We start from the raw sequence: 22,068 nt of genomic DNA, 5'->3' as shown, positions 1-22,068 counted from the left end.
GAATCCGGCTCGGAACCGGGGTTGACACATCGAGGGTAACAGGTTCATTGTTTTGTTAGAAATTCTCACGGAAGAGAGAAGCCCTCACGGCCTCACGGCGGTCGTGAGGCCCACGAAAGACGAGGTTCGCCATGCTCACCGAAGTTGTGCTCCCCGGTCTGGTGGAGCCGGAAGGGCTCCGGCTCCGCACCCGCCCGCTGCCCGAGACCGGCCCCGGCCAGGCCCTGGTCGAGGTCGAGGCGTCCGGTGTCTCGTTCGCCGAGCAGCAGATGCGCAGGGGCAAGTACTACGACCAGCCGCCGTTCCCCTTCGTGCCCGGCTATGACCTGGTGGGGAGGGTCACTGCCACGGGCGCCGGGGTGGATCCCGCGCTGCGGGGCCGCCGGTTCGCAGTGCTGACGAAGACGGGCGGCTGGGCCACGCACACGCTGGTCGACGCTGGGGATCTGGTCGCGGTGCCGGAGGAGGTCGGCGCGGCCGAGGCGGAGACGGTGGTGGTCAACGGGATCACGGCATGGCAGATGCTCCACCGGATGGCCAAGGTCCGCTCCGGGGCGACGATCCTGGTCCTCGGTGCCAACGGCGGAGTGGGGTCCACCCTCGTCCAGCTCGCCCGTCACGCGGGCATCAGGGTCATCGGCACCGCCTCACCGCGCCATCACGGGGCGGTACGGACACTGGGCGCCATCCCGCTGGACTACCGCGACCCCGATCTGCCCGCGCGGGTGCGCGAGTTGGCCCCCGGCGGGGTGGACGCGGTCTTCGACCATGTGGGCGGCGAGGGCATCGTGGACTCCTTCCGCCTGCTGGCCCGTGGCGGCACGCTCGTCTCCTACGGCACGGCTGCCACCCGGGATGTCCCGGGCTCGTCACGGGCGCCGGTGCTCAAGCTGTTCGCCCGGCTGCTGCTGTGGAATCTGCTGCCGAACGGACGGCGGGCACACTTCTACAACCTGTGGGCGGGACGGCGGCGGTTGGCCGGCTATCAGGCGCGGGTCCGTGCCGATCTGGGCCAGGTACTGGAGCTGCTGGCGAGCGGGGATTTCTCCGCCCAGGTGGCGGCGCGGATTCCGCTGACCGAGGCGCCGAAGGCGATGCGGCTGGCCGAGTCCGGCACGGTCACCGGCAAGGTCGTCCTGGTCACGGGAGCCACCGGAGTCACAGAGGAAGCCGCCGGTCACCGCGCCGCCGAGGGCGGTCCGCGGCTGGTGGACGGGAGCGCAGGGCGGACCGGCGGCGAGGGCCCGCGATGAGCGTCGCCGGGACGCTGTACCACCGGCCATCGCGCCTCCGTGTCGCGGGAGTCGGCCCGGCCCTGCCCCGCGGTCCATGGCTGCCGGGCTCCTTCCCGGACCCTGGTTCCCAGCGCACAGGGCAGTGCCGTGGGACCCGCTGACCTCCGCGGCCAGGATCCGTTCGCCGACGCCGCCCGCGACCTCATCCTCCCGGCGACTGCCGGTTACCGCTCAGGGCCGTACGCCCAGCTTGCGGTTGTCCAGAACGGACACCGTGCGGCGCACCGTGGTGACCTCCTCGGGATCGATGTCCACGACAAGCAGACCCGGGGCGGCCTCCAACCGCTCCCGCACCGTGCCATCGGGGCCGATCAGGGCACTGTGGCCGATACCGGTGGGGGCACTCCCGGCCGGGGCGGGACCGGCCCCGGACGCGGCCGGATCGGCCTGTCCCACGGCGGCGAGCCATACGGTGGCGTCGAGCGCCCGTGCGCGGGTCAGCAGCTCCCACTGTTCGAGCTTGCCCGGTCCCGCGCCCCAGGAGACAGAGAGCAGCGAGACCACCGCACCGGCGTCGGCATGGGCCCGGAAGAGTTCCGGGAAGCGTACGTCGTAGCAGGTGGCGAGGCCGATCCTGACGCCGTCGAGATCGAAGGTGACCACTTGGGTGCCCGGGGCCACGGTGTCGGACTCCCTGAAACCGAAGGCGTCATACAGATGGATCTTGTCGTAGGCGGCCTCCACCCCGGGGCCGGTGGCCAGCAGGGTGTTGGTGACGCGTCCGTCGGGTGCGGGGGTGAACATGCCCGCGACCACCACCAATCCGCTGTCCCGCGCGATCTGCCGGACCTCCGTGGCCCAGGGGCCGTCCAGCGGTTCGGCGAGCGGACCGAGCCGGGTGCCGAAGCACGCCATGGTCGCCTCCGGGAACGCGACCAGCCGGGCCCCGGCCTCCGCAGCCCGCTGTGTCTCCCGGCGCAGCAGGTCAAGGTTCGACGCCGGGTCCGGACCGGTGGTGATCTGGCTCAGTGCGATGCGGAGGGGCATGGCGGATGCTGCCTCATTTCCTGGTCGGGAGATCGGAGTCTAGGCGGGGTGCGCCGTCGGGGTCAGGGCCATGACCATGGTTCCAAATGGACGCTTGTCATGGCAGACGACGGTGAGCTACCGCTGACCACCACCTGCGACCGCACCGACCGGGAAACCGAGCGAAAGCCGCCTGCCGCACGACCTCATCGGGGCGTGCGGTGGGCGGCCTTCTCCATTTGGTCTCGGTTGTCCCAGGTCTCGGTTGTCCGGCCTCAAGGCCGGTGTCCCGATGACACTTTCGTCGAAACGGTCAGGTCTCCCCCCGGCCCTTCCGCATGACCATTCCTGCGGCCACCAGCCCGAACAGGCAGGTGATGGCGCCGACCACGACGTTGTTCCAGATCATCCCGGCGTCGGGGCCCCCCGCGACCACCCAGGGAGAGATGATCATCCATACACCGATCGCGGCCATGGTCCAGCACAGGCTGTACATCCTCCTCGGGGCCGTGGTGAGGCCGATCCCCAGCAACGCGATGGCGAGGCCGAGGATGAGGTTGTGGACCATGAGGTTGGGGCTGGTGCTCGCGAAGTGCACCACCCAGGGAGAGATGGCGAAGTACAGACCGGCGAGAAGCACCGGTCCGTCGAGGAAGACAACATCACGAGCGTCCATCATGCGGGCGTAGCGCTCCCGCATTTCGGTCACGTCAGGGTGGCCCGTGATGTCCCCTCTGGCGCGTGAGACGTCGGCCATACGACTCGCCTCCTTCGATCCATGCAAGTCTGACCGCGCAGTGCGGTAAACCACCGCACCACCATTGTGCGCCTCGCCTTGGTTTATAGGTAGATGTCTGGTTGGCTCCGATGCTCCTTGGTTCCGCACCAGCTGTCTCCGCAGGGCGCCGCGCGCGGCAGGCAGGGGGGCGATACGCGTGGAGCGGTACGGCGAGCAGCCAGAGCCCGTGATCGGACGCGATGAGCTGCTGGTACGAGGGCGTGAACAGCTGGCGCGGGGCGGTCGCCGACGAGGTGTCGGGGCCCTGCCCGCGTCCCAGCGCACCGTCCTGGACGCGGCGCTCACCGGTCGGCAGAGCCCGTCGGAGCAGCACGGCGGGCTGGCGCTGCGGCTGGCCGTCTGTCGGTGTTCCGGGCGCCGGCCGAGCGGGGACCGGTGCTGGTGGTGGCCGGCCGATGACCTTCAGTGGATGGGCGACCGGCTGGACGAGGCGCGTACGGCGGGCGGGGCGCTCGTCCGGATCGCCGAGGGAGGGGCACCCTCATGACATGCCCGCCCGTCCGGCCGCGTGGCCCCCGCGGGCCGCGCGCCGGGCGGGTTGTCTGCTTCAATAGGGGCATGGTCAGCCTCCAGCACGCCGCGACGGGTCATCCCGACCTCGAGCCGTTCTGGCCGTCCCGGCAGGCGCACCATTTCGACCGCGAGTGTTGCCGCGCATCCCGTGCGCGGGCCCGCTCGCTCGGCCGCTGAACCATCCGCCACTGAACCTTCCGCCGCTGCCTCTTCCGGCACCGCCCCTTCCGGCGAACGCGGCGACATGGCGAAACGGCGACGGCACACCTCGGCCAGGCCGCCCAGCCCGCGCGCACGACGTCCATCGACGCCCCTCGACGACCTCTCGAGCGCGAAAGAGCTGACTCCCATGACAAACGTCCGTAGTCTGTCGTCCTCCCCCGCCCTCGCCACCCCGCCCGGCGCCCCGGTGGCGTCCGCCCACCGTCAACGGTTGCGCGCCGTTGCGCCGGACGAGGTGCCGCCGGTCGCGGAGCTGCTGCACCCGGGTGCGACCTGGCTGCCCGCTCCTCCGCACACTCTGCCCGCACTGCCCGGCCATCCGCCGATGGTGGGCTATCTGGTGCTGGTCCCCGCCGACCGGCAGGATCCCGCGGCCTCCGCGGCGGCCCCGTCACCGTCCACCGCGGCCGTGACGGCGGGCGGCGGCGACGGGCTGGTGCGGATCGACCCCGACCACCGGACCGCGCAGATCGCGGGCCGGCCGCTGGAGCTGACCTATCTCGAGTTCGAGCTGCTGGCCCATCTGGTCGCCCATCCGCACCGGGTGCACACCCGTGATCAGCTGGTGACCACGGTGTGGGGGTACGGACATGTCGGCGACGGCCGGACCGTCGATGTCCATGTGGCCCGGCTGCGCCGTAAGTTGGGCGCCGAGCACCGGGGGACGATCGTGACGGTGCGGCGGGTGGGCTACAAGTACGCGCCCCCCGCGCCCCCCGCGCCCACCGGCTGACGCACCCCGGAATCCGCGTCACGCGCCGCCGCCCCGGCAGGTCCACGGACCTGTCCGGGGCGGCGATGCCACGACCGATGCCATGAGCGATTGCCGTGAGCGGATGTCAGCGGCCCGCCGACACCGGCGGCTGCGGGGCCGCGGCCGACCCGGCCGGGTTCGGCACCGGCTCCTCACCGTGTCCGAGCCGCGGCAGCCACCGCAGGGCTCGCGGCAGATACCAGGCGCGCTCGCCCAGCAGCGCCAGCACCGAGGGCAGCAGCACCATCCGCACCAGCGTGGCGTCCACCAGCACCGCCACCGCGAGACCGACGCCCATCTGCTGCATGTCCTGCATCTGGAGCAGGGCGAAGACCGCGAACACCGCGACCATGATGGCGGCCGCCCCGGTGACCGAACCCGCCGTGGTCCGGATGCCCTCGCGGATCGCGTCGCGGGTGGTCAGACCCCGGACATGGGCCTCACGGATCCGCGAGACCACGAAGACGTGGTAGTCCATCGACAGCCCGAAGAGGATGACCAGGACGAACAGCGGCATCCACGACTCGATCGCGCCCGCCGGTTCCATCCCCAGCAGTTCGGCGCCCCAGCCGTGCTGGAAGACGGCGGTCATCGTGCCGTACGCGGCGCCCACCGACAGCAGGTTGAGCAGGATCGAGGCGAGGGCGATCGGCACCGACCGGAAGCACACCAGCATCAGCAGGAAGGTCACGGCCGCGATGAAGAGGAAGACGGGGGCGATATCGCTCTCCAGTTGGTCGTTGTAGTCCCGGTCCGCGGCCAGTTGACCGCCCACGTACGCCTTCTCGGAGACCGGACCGAGGATGCGCGGCACCAGATCGTCGCGCAGGGTGTCCAGGGCGCGCTCGGAGGCGGCGTTCTTGCCGTCGCCGGACAGCGGCACCTCGATCCGAGCCACACCCTCCTTCCGGTGCAGCTCCACATCGACCGGCTTCCGGAACCGGTCCGACGCGGCGATCTCCTTCTTCAGATCGGCGACGGCCGCGCCGAAGCGGGACGAGCCGACGTCATCGGCGCGCACGACCACCTCGGCCGGGTCCGGGCCGCCGGGGAACGCTCCGGTGATCTCCTCGAAGGCCACGGTCAGTTCGGCGTCGGAGCCGAACTGCTTCTCCATGCCGAGCTGTTCGGTCTTCATCCCCAGCGCGGGGGCGCACAGGACCAGCAGCAGCGCACCGGAGACGACGGCGAACACCTTCGGCCTGGCCAGCACGGGGCGCATCAGCCGTACGGAGAGACCGCCGCTGGTGTGCACGCCCTTCTTCCGGCGGCGGTTCAGCAGCGGGAGCCGCCCGGCCTCGATACGGTCGCCCAGCCAGGACAACATCGCGGGCAGCACCGTCACCGAACCGAGCATCGCCATCAGCACGACCAGGATGGTGGCGACGGCGAAACCCTTGAAGAGCAGCAGCCCTGACAGGAACATGCCCGACATCGCCAGCATGACCGTGATCCCGGAGACCAGCACCGCCCGGCCGCTGGTGGCCGCCGCGATCCGCAGCGCCGTGGCCGCGTCCCGGCCCGCGGCCCGCTCATCGCGCTCCCGCCGCAGATAGAACAGACAGTAGTCGACGCCGACGGCCAGCCCGACCAGGAACATCACCGAGTTGGTGGACTCGAACAGCGGCAGCCGATGGCTGATCAACGCCAGCAGTCCGAAGGTGCCGACACAGGCCGTCACCCCGAGCAGCACCGGCAGCAGCGCCGCCACCAGCGCGCCGAAGACCACCAGCAGAATGCCGAGCGCCAGCGGCACCGCCGTGAGCTCGGCCTTCTTGAGGTCGTCGGTGAGCATTCCGTTCAGCATGTGGTCGAAGCCGGCGTCGCCGAACTCATGGATGGTGATGCCCTGGTGGGCGGCCTCGGTGGCCCGGACCGCGTCGAGCACCGGCTCCACCCGTTCCCCGGCGGTGTCCGGATCGCCCTTGATCTCAAAGCTGATCAGCGCCTCACGTCCATTCTCCGAACGCACCGGGGGCTGGATCCGCACCGCCTCCCCGGTCCTCTCCAGACGTGCGGTGAGATCACGGGCGGCGGCGCGCCAGCCGTCCGGCCGCTCGCCGCGCACCATCACCATCTCCCCGGCGGGGGTTTGGAGTCCGGCGTCCTCCAGGATCTTCTCGGCGCGTGCGGAATCGCCCGTACCGCCCTCGGACTCCGTCATCTCCCTGGCCCCGGACATCCCGCCGACCACGGCGACGACCACGACGAACAGCAGCCATCCGATGATCGCGGTTTTGCGGTGGCGGGTACTCCACCCGCCCAGCCGCACGGCCAGGCCCTGCCTCGATGCGCTCATGGCGTCTCTCCCGTGGAGGTACGGACTGATTCGGTCATGTCCTCGACGCTAGAAATCCGCGCGCTCGCGCCCCAGCCGGACAGCCACCCGCTCGCGGAGCCGAAAGGCGAGGCCAGGAGGTGGGGCCAGCTACACCCCCGGACGGGGCCGATCCCCCGTGACCGCGAGGTGAGCACACCGGCAGACTGAACGTGCCCAGCCATGCTCCGGCAGCACCACCACGGCCAACGAACACCAGCAAGGGGGATGACGGATGAAGCCACGCAGCGGGTTCACGGCCTGCGCACGAGGGCTGGCGCTGTTGTTCATCACGGCGCTCGGATCGATCCCGCTGTTCACGCTGATGGTGCTGTCCGTCTGCTTCATTCCGCTGGGACTGGGGGTGCTCACCACCCCCGCGATGGTGAAGCTGGTACGTATGCACGCCGATCAGCGGCGGCTGCTGGCCGCCCGGTGGTCGGATGTGAAGATCCCGGTGCCCTACCGTCCGCTGCCCGAGGACCGGCGGGCCGGTATCACCGGCCAGGTGGAGCTGTGCGCCTTCCTGCTGAAGGACCCGGCGACCTGGCGCGATCTGCTGTGGCTGTTCTACGACATGATCGGCGGTCTGTTCCTGGCCGCGCTGGCCTTCGCGTTCATCCCCTACGGGGTGGAGGGGTGGGTCATGGCCGCGGGTGTGTGGGAGCCGGTGGTGAACGCGGGCGGCACCTACTGGTACGCGTTCATCCCCGTCGACTCCCAGTCGACCGCCCTCCTCGCCGGGCTGCTCGGTGTGGTCTTCTTCGGTATCGGTCTGGTGATCTCGCCCCTGCTGCTGCGCACCGGGTTCCTGGTGTCCCGGGCGTTCCTCGCCCCCACCCCGCAGATGACGCTGGCCGCGCGGGTGCGGCGGCTGACCGAGACCCGGCATGACGCGGTCGACACCTCCGCCGCCGAACTGCGCCGTATCGAACGCGATCTGCACGACGGCGCCCAGGCCCGGCTGGTGGCCATGGGCATGAGCCTGGGCACCATCGAGGCGCTGATCGAGAAGGATCCGGCCAAGGCCAAGGAGCTGCTCGCCGCGGCCCGGACCGACTCGGCGGAGGCTCTGACCGAACTGCGCGACCTGGTCCGCGGCATCCATCCGCCCGTGCTGGCCGAACGCGGTCTGGGCGACGCGGTACGGGCGCTGGGCTTGCGGATGACGATCCCCGTCGAGGTGGACGTGGAGCTGCCGGGCCGGGCCGACGAACCGGTGGAGTCGGCGGCGTACTTCGCGGTCAGCGAGGTGCTCACCAACGCGGCCAAGCACTCCGGCGCCACCCGGATGTGGGTCGATCTCCAGCACGACGGCGGCACCCTGCGGATCGTGGTGACCGACGACGGCCACGGCGGCGCCCGGATCGCGCCGGGCGGCGGTCTGAGCGGGGTCGAACGGCGCCTGGGCACCTTCGACGGCATTTTCGCGGTCAGCAGCCCGCCCGGCGGACCGACCATGGTGACGATGGAGATCCCCTGCGTCCTCGGCGCGCCCCGGCCCACGGTCTGATCCACTCCGCCCCGGCAGAAGCCCCGGGCAAAAAGGTGATGCCGTATCAGCCCGCCTTTGCTTGGGTGGCGGTGTGGACGAGATGGAACTCTTGGAGCGCTCCGGCGGACCGGTGACCAGGACCCGGCTGGCCGCGGAGCTGCGGGCGCTCGGTCTGGCCGAGGGCGACACGGTCATGTTTCACACCCGGATGTCCGCCCTCGGCTATGTGGCGGGCGGCCCGCCCACCGTCATCGGCGCGCTGCTGGATGTCGTGGGCGAGAACGGCACCCTGATGGCGTCCTGTGGCTGGAACGACGCTCCGCCGTACGAGCTGGACGAGTGGCCGGAGGAGTGGCAGCGGGCCGTCCGCGCCGAACACCCCGCCTACGACCCGGAGCTGAGCGAGGCGGACCACAACAAACGGCAGGCTGCCGGAGGCGCTGCGGCACTGGCCGGGGGCGGTCCGCAGCCGCCATCCCGACGCGAGCTTCGTGGCGGTCGGGGCGGCGGCCGGGGAGTTGATGGCCGACCACCCGTGGGACGAACCGCACGGCCCCGGCAGCCCGCTGGCGCGCCTGGTCGCGCGGGGCGGGCGGGTGCTGCTGCTCGGCGCCCCGCTGGACACGATCACGCTGCTGCACCACGCCGAGGCGCTGGCGGAGGCGCCCGGCAAGCGGTACGTCAGCTATGAACAGCCGATCCTGGTCGACGGGCGGCGGGAGTGGCGGCGCTTCCATGACATCGACACCGAGGAGGAGGCGTTCGACTACTCCGCGGTGGTGCCCGAGGGCGAGTGGCCGTTCACGGTGATCGCGCGGGACATGCTGGCCGCGGGGTTCGGTGTCCGGGGCACGGTCGGCGCGGCCGAGAGCCATCTGTTCGAGGCGCCTGAGGTGGTGCGCTTCGGCGTCGGCTGGATCGAGGAGAAGCTCGGCGGGCGGACCCGTCCGTAGGGCCCGTCGTCAAAGGGGCCGCCACCTGACGACGAGATCCGGCCACTCGCTAACATCTTCCCGACGTCATGTCCCCCGGCATCATCCGCGCTGCCGCGCCTTCGCGCGCCCGCGCACGGCCGGAGGGGCCCGCGTCTCGACTCGGCGCAGATGCCATGGAACGGCCGGCCGGGATCGCACTACGCAACGGGGAGAGTGAGGACAACATGCGAACGTGGGCTCGTGCTGTGCCGGCGACGCTGGGCGCGGTGGCGCTTGCCGTGGCCCTGACGGGTTGCAACGGCTCGGACTCCAAGGGGAAGTCCGACGGAAAGAAGAAGGGCAAGGTGTCCAGCTCCGCGCCGGCGAAGAAGGAGCAGCAGACCTTCCGCCTCGGTGAGGCCAGCCCGCCGCAGAAGAGCGATATGAAGGAATCCTCCGGCGCCACCTTCACGGTCACGCCCACCAAGGTGGTGACCGGCACCAAGGCCGAAATGGACGCCTCCGGCCTGAAGAAGGACAAGGAGGACGGTCCGCAGATTCCGGTCCATGTCTGGTCCACGCTCACCCACAAGAGCGGCAAGGCCATGGAGATCGACGACATGGACGACGACTTGGTCATGCGGACCAACGTCGAGAAGCGCACCCGCGCCCTCATCGTGCTCCTGGGCGAGGCGAAGTGGAAGGACTGCCCGGCGCCCGACGACACCAAGAAGCTCACGCCGGGGCAGTCGGAGAAGATCTGCACCACCTTCCTCATCCCGGAGGGCCAGAAGGCCGCCGCGGTGGAGCTGACGCAGGGCTTCTACAACGAGCCCCTGGAGTGGCCCGTCAAGGGCTGATCCATCGCCCACCGGGCGGGCCGGACCCTCAGGGACCGGCCCGCCCGGTGCGTTCTGCCCGGCCGCCGCGCGGACCCGGGAACTGCCCCCCGGGAGCGGTACATTCAACGCGTTCGCCCTGCCACCGCCCTGTCCGTCCCGTCGCCCCGGCCGCCCTGTCGGGGGACTGGGGCCCGATGACTTCATGGAGCCGTCACGTGCGCGTTGTGATCGCCGAGGACCTGTTTCTGCTCAGGGACGGGCTGGTGCGGATGCTGGAGGCGTACGACTTCGAGATCGCGGCCGCCGTCGACAGCGGCCCCGGGCTCACCCGGGCCTTCGAGGAGCTGAAGCCCGATGTGGCGGTGGTGGACGTACGGCTGCCGCCGTCCTTCACCGACGAGGGGTTGCAGTGTGCCCTGGCCGCGCGCCGGGCCCGGCCCGGCCTTCCGGTGCTGGTGCTCTCCCAGCATGTGGAGCAGCTGTACGCGCGTGAGTTGCTGGCCGACGGCAGCGGTGGCATCGGCTATCTGCTCAAGGACCGGGTGTTCGACGCGGACCAGTTCGTGGACGCGGTGCGGCGGGTGGCCGAGGGCGGCACCGCGATGGACCCTCAGGTGATCTCACAGCTGCTGGACCGGCGTTCCCAGGACCGGCCGATCGGCCGGCTCACCCCGCGCGAGCGTGAGGTGATGGAGCTGATGGCGCAGGGGCGGTCCAACGCGGCGATCGCGGCACAGCTGGTGGTCACCGAGCGGGCGGTGGCCAAGCACACCTCGAACATCTTCGGCAAGCTGGGGCTGCCGCCCTCCGACGACGACAACCGCCGGGTGCTGGCCGTCCTGGCCTATCTCGACCACGGCTGAGCACATGACGGGCCCGGTGGCACGGCGGAACGTCCGCGCCTCGCGCGCCCCATTGCTCCCACCTCGCAACGCTGGTTAAGTGCCGTGCGGAGATGGACCGTTGGCCGTTGTCCGTTGGGGGGCGCATGAGCGACCTGAGCAGACGCACGCTGATCGGAACCGCCGGAGCACTCGGAGCCGGAACCGCGCTGGGGAGCTCCCTCCCCGCCGCAGCGGAGAGTCGGACCGGGGCGCGGCACAGCCCACAGGATCCCGCCGTGACCGCTTTTGACACCGGACCCGCGCACGCCGCGCTGCGGCGGCTCCTCCCGGACCACGCGGAGCAGTTCCGGCTGAAGGCACTGGAGCCCGAGAAGGGCGAGGACCGGTTCGAGGTCACCGGCTCCCCGGGGCGGCTGACCGTGGCCGGGACCGGTCCGGCGGTGCTGCTCACCGGCGTCCACTGGTATCTGAAGTACTGCTGCCACGCCCAGCTCACCTGGTCCGGCGACCAGCTGAACCTGCCGCGGACGCTGCCCGCGCCGCACCGCCCGGTCCGGCGGTCCACCGCGCTCCCGCACCGCTTCGCGTTCAACGACACCCACGACGGCTACACCGCGCCGTTCGCCGACTGGGATCGCTGGGAGCACCTGATCGATATCGCGGCCCTGCACGGCTGCAACGAACTTCTGGTCACCGCGGGCCAGGAGGTCGTCTCCCACCGGCTGCTGAAGGACTTCGGCTACTCCGACGCCGAGGCCCGCGCCTGGATTCCCGCCCCCTCCCACCAGCCCTGGTGGCTGCTCCAGAACATGAGTGCCTACGGCGGTCCCGTCTCCCCCGAACTGCTGGCCAAGCGGGCCGAGCTGGGGCGCCGGATCGCCGACCGGCTGCGCGAACTGGGGATGCGGCCGGTGCTCCCGGGCTACTTCGGCACCGTCCCCGACGGCTTCGCCGACCGCAACGCGGGGGCGCGTACGGTGCCACAGGGCGACTGGGCAGGGCTCAAGCGCCCCGACTGGCTCGACCCGCGCACCGAGTCCTTCCGGAAGGTGGCCGCCGCCTTCTACCGGCATCAGCACGATCTCTTCGGACCGGTCGACCTGTTCAAGATGGATCTGCTGCACGAGGGCGGCGACCCCGGCGACGTTCCGGTGCCCGATGCCGCCCGCGCGGTGGAGAAGGCGCTCCGGACCGCCCGGCCCGGCGCCACCTGGGTCATCCTCGGCTGGCAGGAGAACCCCCGGCGGGATCTGCTGGACGCGGTGGACCACGACCACATGCTCGTGGTGGACGGTCTGTCGGACCTGGACACGGTGACCGACCGGGAGAAGGACTGGGGCTCGGTGCCGTACGCGTTCGGCACCATCCCGAACTTCGGTGGCCGCACCACCATCGGCGCCAAGACCCATATGTGGGCGAAGCGGTTCACCGAGTGGCGCGACAAGGCGGGCAGCACACTGGTCGGCACGGCCTATATGGCCGAGGCGGCCGAGCGTGACCCGGCGGCCTTCGAGCTGTTCAGCGAGCTGGCGTGGCGGGACGAGCCGGTGGACCGCACCGCCTGGTTCCAGGATTACGCGGACATCCGGCTCGGCGGTCGTGACGACCGGGCCCGCGAGGCGTACGCCGCGCTGCGCGACACCGCGTACGAGATCAGCAGCAGGGACGGCCGTCCGCATGACTCCGTCTTCGCCGCCCGGCCGAGCCTCACCGCGCGCTCCGGCACCCACTACGCCACCCACACCCCCGCCTTCGACCCGGCGGCCTTCGATCCGGCCCTGGCGGCGCTGCTGGCGGTGCGGCCCGCGCTGCGCGACAGTGACGCCTACCGCCACGATCTGACCGATATCGCCCGGCAGGCGCTGGCCAACCGGTCCTGGCAACTGATCCCCCAGCTCCAGGCGGCGTACCAGCGCAAGGACCTCACCACCTTCCGCGCGCTGTCCCGGCTGTGGCTGAAACTGATGCGGCTGAGCGATGACATGACCGGCGCGCACCGCCGCTTCCTCCTCGGCCCCTGGCTGGCGGACGCCACCCGCATGGCCACCGGCGAGACGGAGTCCGCTCAGCTCGAGCGCGCCGCCCGGACCCTGATCACCACCTGGGCGGACAAGGTCACCGCCGACGGCGGCAAACTGGCCAACTACGCCAACCGCGACTGGAACGGCCTCATCGCCGACTTCCACCTCCCCCAGTGGCGCCGCTATCTCGACGAGCTGGAGGACGCGCTCGCCGAAGGGCGGGCCCCGGGTGCCTTCGACTGGTACGCCATGGAGGAGCCATGGACCCGGGAGCGCACCGGCTATCCGGTGCGGCCGACCACCGACGCCCACCGCACCGCACAGCGGGTCCACGAAACCCTGGCCAAGGCCCCGTACCAGGGCACGCTGAGCGTCACCGCGGAACCGGCCGCCATGCCGCCCGGAGGCACCGCCGCCGTCATCGCGGCGCTGCGCAACGTCAACGGGCTGCGCGCCACCGGCCGCGTGGACTTCGAGCTGACCGTGACCGGTACGGAGCCTGAGCCCCAGGGGCCCACCTCGCTGGACTCGGTCCGGGCGGGCGGCACCGGTGAGGTCCACTGGCGCGCCACCGCCCCCGCCGATCCGCTGGAGCACCCGCTCAAGGCCCTGCCGTACGAACTGGGCGTGACCTACGGGCCGCGCGGTGAGGACCGGGTACGGGCGTTGAGCACCGGCACCCTGTGGATCGCCGGTCCGCTCGCCGACGGCTGGCGGACCGTCACCAACAACGGTGCGGTCTTCGGGCAGTTGGCGCAGGCGTTCGCCATCGACGGCGCGGGCCAGGACCTGTGGAAAGCCACCGCCGAGTTCGGCGCGGCCTATCGCGAAGGGGCCCTGACCGTGGGGAAGTCGGCCACCGTCACGGTGAACGCGCAGTCGGTCACCGGCCCGTGGGCACGCGCCGGGATCGTCGTCCGCAACGCGCTGGCCACAGCGGGCTCGCCCGGCTTCGTCAATCTGTCCGTCACCCCGGCCAACGGGGTGGTGCTGTCGTACGACGCCAACGGCGACGGCACGCTGGACACCTACCAGCGGATCACCGGCGTCAAGGCGCCCGTGCTGCTGCGGCTGACCCGCGCCTCCGCCGCCACCTTCACCGGCGAGATGTCCACCGACGAGGGCGCGAGCTGGCGAAAGGTGGCCACGGTGACCGTGCCGGGCGCGGCGGCGGCGCAGGACGCCGGGATGTTCATGAGCGCGGCGAGCGGCGGCAGCGGGGCCCGCGGCACCGTGGAGTTCAGCGGCTGGAAGGTTTCCTGAAGGCTCCGGCGGCCCCGCGGCGGGTGACCGTCGCGGGGTCCCCGAGGTGACCAACCCGCCCCGCCACTCGTTCTACGGAACGTGGAACAGCAGCAGGCGACAGCCACCCTCGACGACGACACCACCGGCCCGATCGACGTCGAGCAGGCCGAGGCCGCCATCGTCGAGCACTACCCGCGGCTGGTGCGGCTGGGATATCTCATCCTGCCGCCCGGTATGGGGCGCACCCGCCGGGTGCTGGCCGCGCACGCGCTCGCGCAGCGCGCGCTGCCGCGCAACCGGACCGGCGGCGGGCCCGAGCCGCACCCCGATCTCGAACTGCCCTGGCAGCGCGGGACGAAGGGCGCGGCGGCCGACGCGGGCTACGCCTACGTCCGGCTGCGGGTGCTGCGCACCGCGCTGCGGGCCGCCGGGCCGCGCCGCTGGTGGCAGCTTCCGCCGCTGCTGCCGCAGGTGTTCGGGCTGCGGCTGTTCCCACGCTCGGGCGGGGCGGATGAACTCGCCCTGGACCAGGCGCTGTCCGAGCTCTCCGGCCCCGGCCGCGCCGCGTATGTGCTGCGGGAGCTGGAGCGTCTTGAGGACCGCGAGGTGCGCAAGCTGCTCCAGTCCGCCGGGGTCGACGACGCGCGCGGCGCCCTCGCCGAGGCGGACGATGTGCCGGAGCCCGCGGGCAGCCGGGACGGATCGCCGCTGGAGTCGGCCGAGTTCGACCCGTGTTCGCTCCAGGCGCGGCCGACCGACCTGATGCGCCGCCGTCAGCATCTGCGGGCGCTGCTGGTGGCCGTGGTGGCGCTGCTGGTGTGCGGCACCCTCCTGGGGATGCCGGGCGAGGGCTGGGGGCCCAGCGGTGCCGCGGCGCCCTCGTACGCCCGTAACCCCGCTTCCGAACGGGCCCTGGATCCACACCGGTTGACCCGTGCGGCACCGGAGGCGTGGCGCACCGCGAGCCGGGTGGACTTCTCGGCGTGGCCGGCGCGCGGCGAGCGGACGCATGACACCGCACTGCTGCGCCGTGCGCTGGCGGTCTGGGCGCGGCCCGGCCGCTCGGTGCGGATCTCGACCACGGCGGGGACCCAGTCCGGACCGCCGTCCGGGCCGCCACAGCTGCTGTACGCGGGCGAGGTGGACCAGGCCGCGGTGGTGCTGCTGTACGACGGGCTGCGGATCGCGCGGTACGCGGAGGCGGACGGCGCCGAGGGCGGTGCGGTGGCGCTGGACCTGGCCCGGCTCGACGCCGCGGACGCGGCCACCGCCACGGCGCTGGTGCTGACCCGCGCGGACGGCAATGTGCGCTATCTGACGGCGCCGTGGGTGCGCCGCGCCTCGGTGCGGGACCTGTTGCACCCGGCCCAGCGGCCGCGTCCGCTGCACCGCGCCCCGGACGGGGTGACCGATCCGGTGCGGACGATGCCGCAGCTGCGGCCGTGCCGTGGCCGGCCCGCGCTCCAGCTGGGCTCGCGGCTGGTGGTCGACCTCGGTGAGCTGTCCCCGGCCCGGCTGACGTACGGCGCGCCGGGGCGGCGGGCGCCGCACGATGTGGCGGGCCGCGCGGCGCGGACGAGCTGGGCGCACACGGCCTGCCGGCTGCCGCTGATGCAGGCGCGCGGGGTGCGCAGTGTGAACACCTGGCGGTTCGCGGCCCAGTCGCTGCCGGAGGCGGGCGGCCGGGCGGCCTGGCTGTGCACCCGGGCGGAGACCTGGCGGGGCCGGGGCAGCCGGGTGCTGGCCCAGTTCCAGCCGTGGGGTGTGCGGCGGGGCGCGGCGGGTGCCGTGGCCGCGAGCGCCGACAACTCCCCGGCGTGCGGGCCGCGCGAGCCGCGGGTGCTGGCCGGGGTGCTGTGGAAGTCGCAGGCCGGGCGGTGGTATCTGCTGGCGGCGGGCAGCCGTCAGGTGACCGCGATCTCGGCGAGCGGCGGGGTCCGGGGCCGGGCGTGGGGCCGGGCGCTGACGCTGCCCGCCAAGGCCGGGGCGCACGCGGACCTCAAGGCCCGGCTGTCGGGCGGTGACCGGCTCGGCGCCCTGCGCTGAGCGCTCCGCGGGAAGTGCCGCGAGATGCCGTCTTGCGTCTGCGGCCGCGTCGTGGCCGGTCGCCCACGCGGCGGAGCCGCACATCGACACAGCCCCGCGCCCCTTCGGGGCGCACCCGAACCGCACCGGACGTCAGCGAGGCCGCTCAGGGGCCCTGGAGCCGGTCACCTCGGGCCCGGCCCGCTACCGCCGGGTGAAGACCGCGACCGTCCGGCCGGGGACGGTGAAGGTGCCCGATGACCGCTCGTACGAGGCCGTCCTGACCGTGGGGTCGGCGCCGTGCGCCTGCACCGGATGCAGGGCGTACGGGGTGCCCGCGAGGTCCGCCACGGCTTGCGTCCGCCGGTCCGGGGTGGCGTTGAAGACCACCACCAGATCGCCGAGCCGCATGGTGATGACGCCCGGTGTTTCTCCGGTCCCGGACAGCGGGAAGGAGAGCGCCCGCTGCACCCCCTCGGCCGTGGCCTGGCTGAACGCTTTCTCCGTGGTGCGGATCCGCAGCAGGTCCCGGTAAGCGGCGGAGGCGGAGGTGATCTCGGCGCAGCCGGGGCGGGCCGCCGGGTCGGTCAGCAGCGGCCTGGCGTAGGGCCACTTGGCCTTGTTGTCGGCGGCCGGGGGCAGTCCGCGGCCGAAGCCGTTGCCGTCCTGGCAGCGCCAGTGCAGGGCGTTGAACCAGTCGCCGCTGTCGAAGGAGTTGCGGTCCAGGGACTTGGAGCGCAGCAGGTCGGTTCCGGCCTGGCTGAGCGCCGGGCCCTGGGAGAGGGTGGCCGTGGCCATGGCCAGCACCTGCATCCGGGCCCGGTCGGCGGCCGGGGTGCGGGCGGGCAGCTTGTAGGTGAGCGCGTCGTAGAGGGTTTCGTTGTCATGGGCGTCGGCGTAGGCGAGGGCGTCGCCGGGAGCCCTGGCATAGCCCGCCGGGGAACCGTTGTAGTCGACTTCGGAGCCCTTGACCCGGTGGCCGGTGGTGTCGGTGAAGGTGAAGTCGGCGAGATTGCCGGAGAGTCCGACCTTGATCAGGTCCTGGCTGTGCAGCAGCCGGGACTTCTGCTGGTCCGGGGTGCCGTTGGCCGGGGAGGAGTTGGGGTCGGTGTACAGACCGGAGGCGAAGCCCTGCACCCGCGGGTCCTCGTCGAAGGGCCCGCCGCCGCGCACCGCGTCCCGGGCCCGGTCGCTGAAGGTGGCGATCCCGGTGCCGGCCATGTTCTTCTGGGTGGCCTGGACGAAGCGGGCGTCGTTCGCCACCTCGCCGAAGTTCCAGCCCTCGCCGTAGAGCAGGATCGCCTTGCCATCCACCCCGTCCTTGGCGGGGGTGAGGGCGTCGAGCGCCGTGCGGACGGCCAGGATGTTGGCCTTGGGGTGGTGGCCCATGAGGTCGAAGCGGAAGCCGTCGACCTTGTACTGCCGGGCCCAGGTGACCACGGAGTCGACCACCAGCTTGCCCATCATGGCGTGTTCGGGCGCGGTGTTGGCGCAGCAGGTGGAGGTGGCCACGGTGCCGTCGTCCAGCAGCCGGTGGTAGTAGCCGGGCACGATCCGGTCGAGCACGGACGTCGGGTCCTGTCCGGAGGCCACGGTGTGGTTGTAGACGACGTCCATGACGGTGCGCAGCCCGGCGCGGTTCAGCCCCTGCACCATCCGCCGGAACTCGCGGGTGCGGGCCGGTCCGTCGGGGTCAGCGGCGTACGAACCCTCGGGCACGGTGTAGTGCAGGGGGTCGTAGCCCCAGTTGAAGCCGTCCTTGGCGGCCGTCCTGCCCACGCAGGACTGCTGTTCCTCGGAGTCTGCGGGCAGGGAGTCCAGTGCGCAGCCGGGCTCGGTCTGGTCGGAGCGGCGCTCGGGGACGGTGCCGAAGTCGAACGCGGGGAGCAGGTGGACGTAGGAGGTACCGGCGCGGGCCAGCTCTCTCAGGTGCTTCATCCCGTCCGAGCGGCGGTCGGTGAAGGCGAGGTACTGGCCGCGGTGGGCGCTGGTGCGGTCCGCGATGGAGAAGTCGCGGATGTGCAGCTCCTCGATCCGGGCGTCGCGCTCGGGTACGGCCTTCGGCTTCTTCAGCGACGCCCAGCCGGCCGGGGCCAGCTTCGGATCGGCGAGATCGGTGACCAGGCTGTGGGTGGAGTCGGCGGTCAGGGCGGTGGCGTAGGGGTCGGTCACCTTATGGGTGACCACCTTCCGCACGGTGGGCGCCCAGACCCGGACCCGGTAGCGGTAGGGCTTGTCCCGCCAGTCGGCGCCACCGGTCACGCTCCACACCCCGCTCGCGGCATCCCGTCGCATCGGGACGGTGCGCCCGTCGAGTTCGAGCGCCACACTCTCGGCGGTGGGCGCCCAGACCGAGAGGGTGGGGCGGCCGTCGCGGAAAACCGGGCCGAGGTGGGCGCGGCGGGCGGCCGGTGCGTAGAGGTCGTCCAGCACTCCGGGGATCTGCACATCGGTGCGGCGCAGGACGCGGTGGTCACCGGTGGACTCCTGCTGGACGGCGGTGACATGGCCGCGCAGTGCGGTCGCGGCCTTGTCGCGGTCCCGGGGGTCGACGGCGAAGGCGGGGAAGGACGCGAGATGGGGATAGGCCGCCTTCTGGGCTCCGGTCAGCGAGGTCGGGGACAGCCGCAGCGCTCCGCCGCGCGAGGAGCGCAGCTCCTCGGCGGTGGAGTCGCCGGGCTCGACCTTCCACACCACGGTGGAGCGGTCGATCCACTGAGCCGCGGCGGTGGGGGCCTTGGCGGAAGCGGCGGCGGATTGCTGCCGCGCCGCGGGGGCGGCCGCCGTGCACAACGCCAGGGCGGCGAGGGCGGCGGCGGTGCGGCGGAGGGTGCGGTTCACGGGGTGGGGACTCCTTCGTGGTCCGGGGCGCGGACGATTCCTTGCTGCAAGACCTTTCGCAAGCGATTGCGGCGGTGTTACGTTCAAGCACGTCTCCGGTCCGGCCGGCCGGGGGCCCGTGCGCGGGCCCCACGCGCCCGGCCGGTCGGACCGGTCATCTCCCCCTCGGCGGTCCTCCCTTGGTGATCCGCCCCGGTGGTCATCCGCCGCGGCGGACCTGCGCGGTGGAGCCGCGCACCACCAGATCGGGCTGGAAGACGAACTCGGTGCACGACACCGGGTTTCCGGCGATCTCCTCCAGCAGCGCGCCCACCGCCGCGGTGGCCATCGCCTGCACCGGCTGGCGGACCGTGGTCAGCGGCGGGTCGGTGAAGGGGATCAGCGGGGAGTCGTCGAAGCCGACCACCGAGACGTCCCCCGGCACCGTCAGCCCCCGCCGGGACGCCTCCCGGATCACCCCCAGCGCCATCAGGTCGCTGCCGCACACAAAGCCGGTGCAGCCCTGGTCCAGCAGTGCGGCCGCGGCCACCTGCCCACCCTCGACGCTGAACAGGGTGTGCCGCACCAACTCCCCCGCCTCCGCGGGCGTGACGCCGAAGAGCTCGCCCATGGCCGCCGTGAACCCCTCGACCTTGCGCCGCGCCGGAACGTACCGCGCGGGCCCGACCGCGAGCCCGATCCGCTCATGGCCGAGCGCGGCGAGGTGGGTCACGGCCATCCGCGCCGCCGACCGGTCGTCGGGGGACACGAACGGCGCCCGGATGCCCTCGTGGTAGCCGTTGATGAGTACGAACGGCACCCGGCGCTCGGCCAGCCGCAGATAGGTGGCCGGATCGGCGGTGGTGTCGGAGTGCTGTCCGGACATGAAGACGATGCCGACCACATCGCGCTCCTCGAGCTGCTCCACCAGCTCGTCCTCGGTGGCACCGCCGGGCAACTGGGTGCACAGCACCGGGGTGTAGCCGTGTCCGGCCAGCACCTGTTCGATGACCTGCGCGAAGGCGGGGAAGACCGGGTTGATGAGCTCCGGGATCACCAGGCCCACCAGTCCGGCGCTGCGCCGCCGCAGCCGTACCGGCCGCTCGTAGCCGAGGACGTCGAGGGCGGCGAGCACCCGCTGCCGGGTGGTGTCCGCGACCCCCGTCCTGCCGTTGAGCACCCGGCTGACGGTGGCCTCGCTGACCCGTGCCTGGACGGCGATGTCGGCGAGCCGCGGCGGCAGGGGTGCGCTCACACCGCCCACCAGACGGCCGTGTCGGCGGGCAGCGTGAACTCCCCGTCGCAGCCGGGTGGTTCCCCGTCGCTGGACAGCAGCGCCCGGCCCGGTACGGGCAGGGTGACCGGCTCCCCGGTGGTGTTGACCGTGCAGGCGAAGTCCGGTCCCTCGCCGTACGCCCGGCGGCGGAAGGCCAGTACCCCGTCGGGCGCCGTCAGCCACTCCACCGACTCCCCCGCGCCGAGCGCCGGATGGGTACCGCGGATTGCCAGCGCCTCGCGGTACAGCTCCAGCGTCGAACCCGGCCGGCCGGTCTGGGCCTCGACGCTGAGCGCGGCCCAGCTGTCGGGCTGGGGCAGCCAGCTGGGGCCGCCCGCGTGGGGGCCGAAGCCGTACGGGGCCTCGGTGCCCGACCACGGGATCGGCACCCGGCAGCCGTCCCGCAGCCCGTCCTGGCCGCCGCCCGCGGCGCGCCGGAAGAACGCGGGATCCTGCCGGGCCTCGTCGGGCAGTTCGGTGACCTCGGGAAGCCCCAGCTCCTCGCCCTGGTAGAGATAGGCGGAGCCGGGCAGCGCCAGCATCAGCAGGGTCGCGGCGCGGGCCCGGCGCAGCCCGCGCCCGGGGTCGCCGTCGGCATAGCGGGTGGTGTGCCGGACCACGTCGTGGTTGGAGAGCACCCAGGTGGTGGGGGCGCCGACCGGCCGCATCGCGTCCAGGGAGTCGTCGATGACCTCGCGCAGCCGTGCCGCGTCCCAGTCGGCGGCCAGGAAGTGGAAGTTGAACGCCTGGTGCAGTTCGTCGGGGCGGACGTACAGCGCGGTGCGCTCGGTGGTGGGCGTCCACGCCTCGGCGACCCCGATGCGCTCACCGGGGTATTCGTCCAGGACGGTGCGCCAGCTGCGATAGATGTGGTGCACCCCGTCCTGGTCGAAGAACGGCAGGACGTCATTGCCCAGCAGCTTCAGCTGTTCGGCGCGGCCGAGGTCGGGCAGCCCCGCCGCCTTGACCAGACCGTGGGCGACGTCGATGCGGAAGCCGTCGACGCCGAGGTCGAGCCAGAAGCGCAGCACCGAGCGGAACTCGTCCTGGACGGCGGGGTGTTCCCAGTTGAAGTCGGGCTGCTCGGGGGCGAAGAGGTGCAGATACCACTCCCCCGGGGTGCCGTCGGGGTTCTCGGCACGGGTCCAGGCCGGCCCGCCGAAGATCGACTCCCAGTCGTTGGGCGGCAGTTCCCCGTCCGCGCCCTGTCCGGGGCGGAAGTGGAACCGCTCGCGCAGCGGGGAGCCGGGACCCTCCTCAAGCGCCCGGCGGAACCACAGGTGCTGGTCGGAGCAGTGGTTGGGGACCAGGTCGACGATGATGCGCAGGCCCAGGGCGTGGGCGTCGCGGATCAGCGCGTCGGCGTCGTGCAGGGTGCCGAACATGGGGTCGATGGCCCGGTAGTCGGCGACGTCGTATCCGCCGTCGGCCTGCGGGGAGGCGTAGAAGGGGCTGAGCCAGACGGCGTCCACGCCCAGCTCCTTCAGATAGGGCAGCCGGGCGCGGATGCCGTCGAGGTCGCCCATGCCGTCCCCGTTGCCGTCGGCGAAGGACCGCGGATAGACCTGGTAGATCACCGCGTCCCGCCACCAGGCCGGGACATTCCCGCCTCCGGATGAAAGCGCCCGGAGGCGAACCGAGCCCGAAGAGTCGGCCGAGGGGTCGGCGAGGTACTGCGTCATGGTGTCCTTGGATTCATCGGAAAGCGTCGGTTCGATC

At 72.2% G+C, this 22,068-nt stretch carries 14 protein-coding genes and 1 pseudogene; 9 read left to right on the top strand and 6 right to left on the bottom strand.

The annotated features are described in order from the left end of the window. Window positions 1-131 precede the first annotated feature (131 nt). Window positions 132-1,253, top strand: a complete 1,122-nt coding sequence (locus JK363_RS09625) for a medium chain dehydrogenase/reductase family protein (protein WP_201873897.1) — start codon at window positions 132-134, stop codon at window positions 1,251-1,253. Window positions 1,254-1,466: 213 nt separating this feature from the next. On the opposite strand, the gene JK363_RS09620 is transcribed toward JK363_RS09625, so the two are convergent. Both JK363_RS09620 and JK363_RS09615 read right to left on the bottom strand, forming a co-directional pair. Next, window positions 1,467-2,282: a carbon-nitrogen hydrolase family protein gene (locus tag JK363_RS09620; protein WP_201873895.1), complete on the bottom strand. Its 816-nt coding sequence runs from the start codon at window positions 2,280-2,282 to the stop codon at window positions 1,467-1,469. 292 nt (window positions 2,283-2,574) lie between these two features. Then, window positions 2,575-3,018, bottom strand: coding sequence for an SPW repeat protein (locus JK363_RS09615; protein ID WP_201873893.1), 444 nt, complete (start codon window positions 3,016-3,018; stop codon window positions 2,575-2,577). Window positions 3,019-3,226: 208 nt separating this feature from the next. Between JK363_RS09615 and JK363_RS09610 the strand changes: the two genes are divergently transcribed. Further along, window positions 3,227-3,547 (top strand): hypothetical protein, encoded by a 321-nt coding sequence (locus JK363_RS09610; protein ID WP_201873890.1) that lies wholly within the window; start codon window positions 3,227-3,229, stop codon window positions 3,545-3,547. A 375-nt stretch (window positions 3,548-3,922) separates the two neighbouring features. Then, a complete protein-coding gene (locus tag JK363_RS09605; protein ID WP_201873887.1) occupies window positions 3,923-4,528 on the top strand; it encodes a winged helix-turn-helix domain-containing protein in 606 nt (201 codons plus the stop codon). A gap of 106 nt (window positions 4,529-4,634) precedes the next feature. Here JK363_RS09605 and JK363_RS09600 read toward each other — a convergent pair whose 3' ends face one another. After that, on the bottom strand, window positions 4,635-6,848 hold the full coding sequence (locus JK363_RS09600) for an MMPL family transporter (protein WP_201873885.1): 2,214 nt from the start codon (window positions 6,846-6,848) through the stop codon (window positions 4,635-4,637). A gap of 253 nt (window positions 6,849-7,101) precedes the next feature. On the opposite strand from JK363_RS09600, the gene JK363_RS09595 reads away from it, so the two are divergent. The 6 genes and pseudogenes from JK363_RS09595 (at window position 7,102) to JK363_RS09570 (ending at window position 16,274) form a co-directional block, all read left to right on the top strand. Beyond that, window positions 7,102-8,379, top strand: coding sequence for a sensor histidine kinase (locus tag JK363_RS09595; RefSeq protein WP_201873884.1), 1,278 nt, complete (start codon window positions 7,102-7,104; stop codon window positions 8,377-8,379). Between the two features lie 73 nt (window positions 8,380-8,452). Continuing rightward, window positions 8,453-9,314 (top strand): annotated as a pseudogene (gene aac(3) / locus JK363_RS09590) (aminoglycoside 3-N-acetyltransferase). Window positions 9,315-9,541: 227 nt separating this feature from the next. Continuing rightward, the gene (locus JK363_RS09585; protein WP_307821663.1) at window positions 9,542-10,135 is read left to right on the top strand and encodes a hypothetical protein; all 594 of its coding nucleotides are present in this window, start codon (window positions 9,542-9,544) and stop codon (window positions 10,133-10,135) included. A 197-nt stretch (window positions 10,136-10,332) separates the two neighbouring features. Further along, window positions 10,333-10,980, top strand: a complete 648-nt coding sequence (locus JK363_RS09580) for a LuxR C-terminal-related transcriptional regulator (protein WP_201873879.1) — start codon at window positions 10,333-10,335, stop codon at window positions 10,978-10,980. Window positions 10,981-11,105: 125 nt separating this feature from the next. After that, a complete protein-coding gene (locus JK363_RS09575; RefSeq protein WP_201873877.1) occupies window positions 11,106-14,246 on the top strand; it encodes an alpha-N-acetylglucosaminidase in 3,141 nt (1,046 codons plus the stop codon). An 81-nt stretch (window positions 14,247-14,327) separates the two neighbouring features. Next, a complete protein-coding gene (locus JK363_RS09570; RefSeq protein WP_201873874.1) occupies window positions 14,328-16,274 on the top strand; it encodes a hypothetical protein in 1,947 nt (648 codons plus the stop codon). 183 nt (window positions 16,275-16,457) lie between these two features. Here the strand turns inward: JK363_RS09570 and pulA are convergent, their stop codons facing one another. The 3 genes from pulA to JK363_RS09555 all read right to left on the bottom strand — a co-directional run bounded on the left by pulA (window position 16,458) and on the right by JK363_RS09555 (window position 22,031). After that, window positions 16,458-19,094, bottom strand: a complete 2,637-nt coding sequence (gene pulA / locus JK363_RS09565; protein WP_201873873.1) for a pullulanase-type alpha-1,6-glucosidase — start codon at window positions 19,092-19,094, stop codon at window positions 16,458-16,460. A gap of 199 nt (window positions 19,095-19,293) precedes the next feature. Then, window positions 19,294-20,340 (bottom strand): LacI family DNA-binding transcriptional regulator, encoded by a 1,047-nt coding sequence (locus JK363_RS09560; protein ID WP_215910763.1) that lies wholly within the window; start codon window positions 20,338-20,340, stop codon window positions 19,294-19,296. Continuing rightward, window positions 20,325-22,031, bottom strand: a complete 1,707-nt coding sequence (locus tag JK363_RS09555; RefSeq protein WP_201873869.1) for a glycoside hydrolase family 13 protein — start codon at window positions 22,029-22,031, stop codon at window positions 20,325-20,327. The genes JK363_RS09560 and JK363_RS09555 overlap by 16 nt, the downstream gene beginning before the upstream one ends. Window positions 22,032-22,068 lie beyond the last annotated feature (37 nt).

The organism is Streptomyces coffeae (assembly GCF_016741875.1).
GTDB lineage: Bacteria > Actinomycetota > Actinomycetes > Streptomycetales > Streptomycetaceae > Streptomyces > Streptomyces coffeae.
The sequence above is the reverse complement of the archived record's forward strand: the minus strand, read 5'-3'. Positions and strand labels throughout refer to the sequence as shown.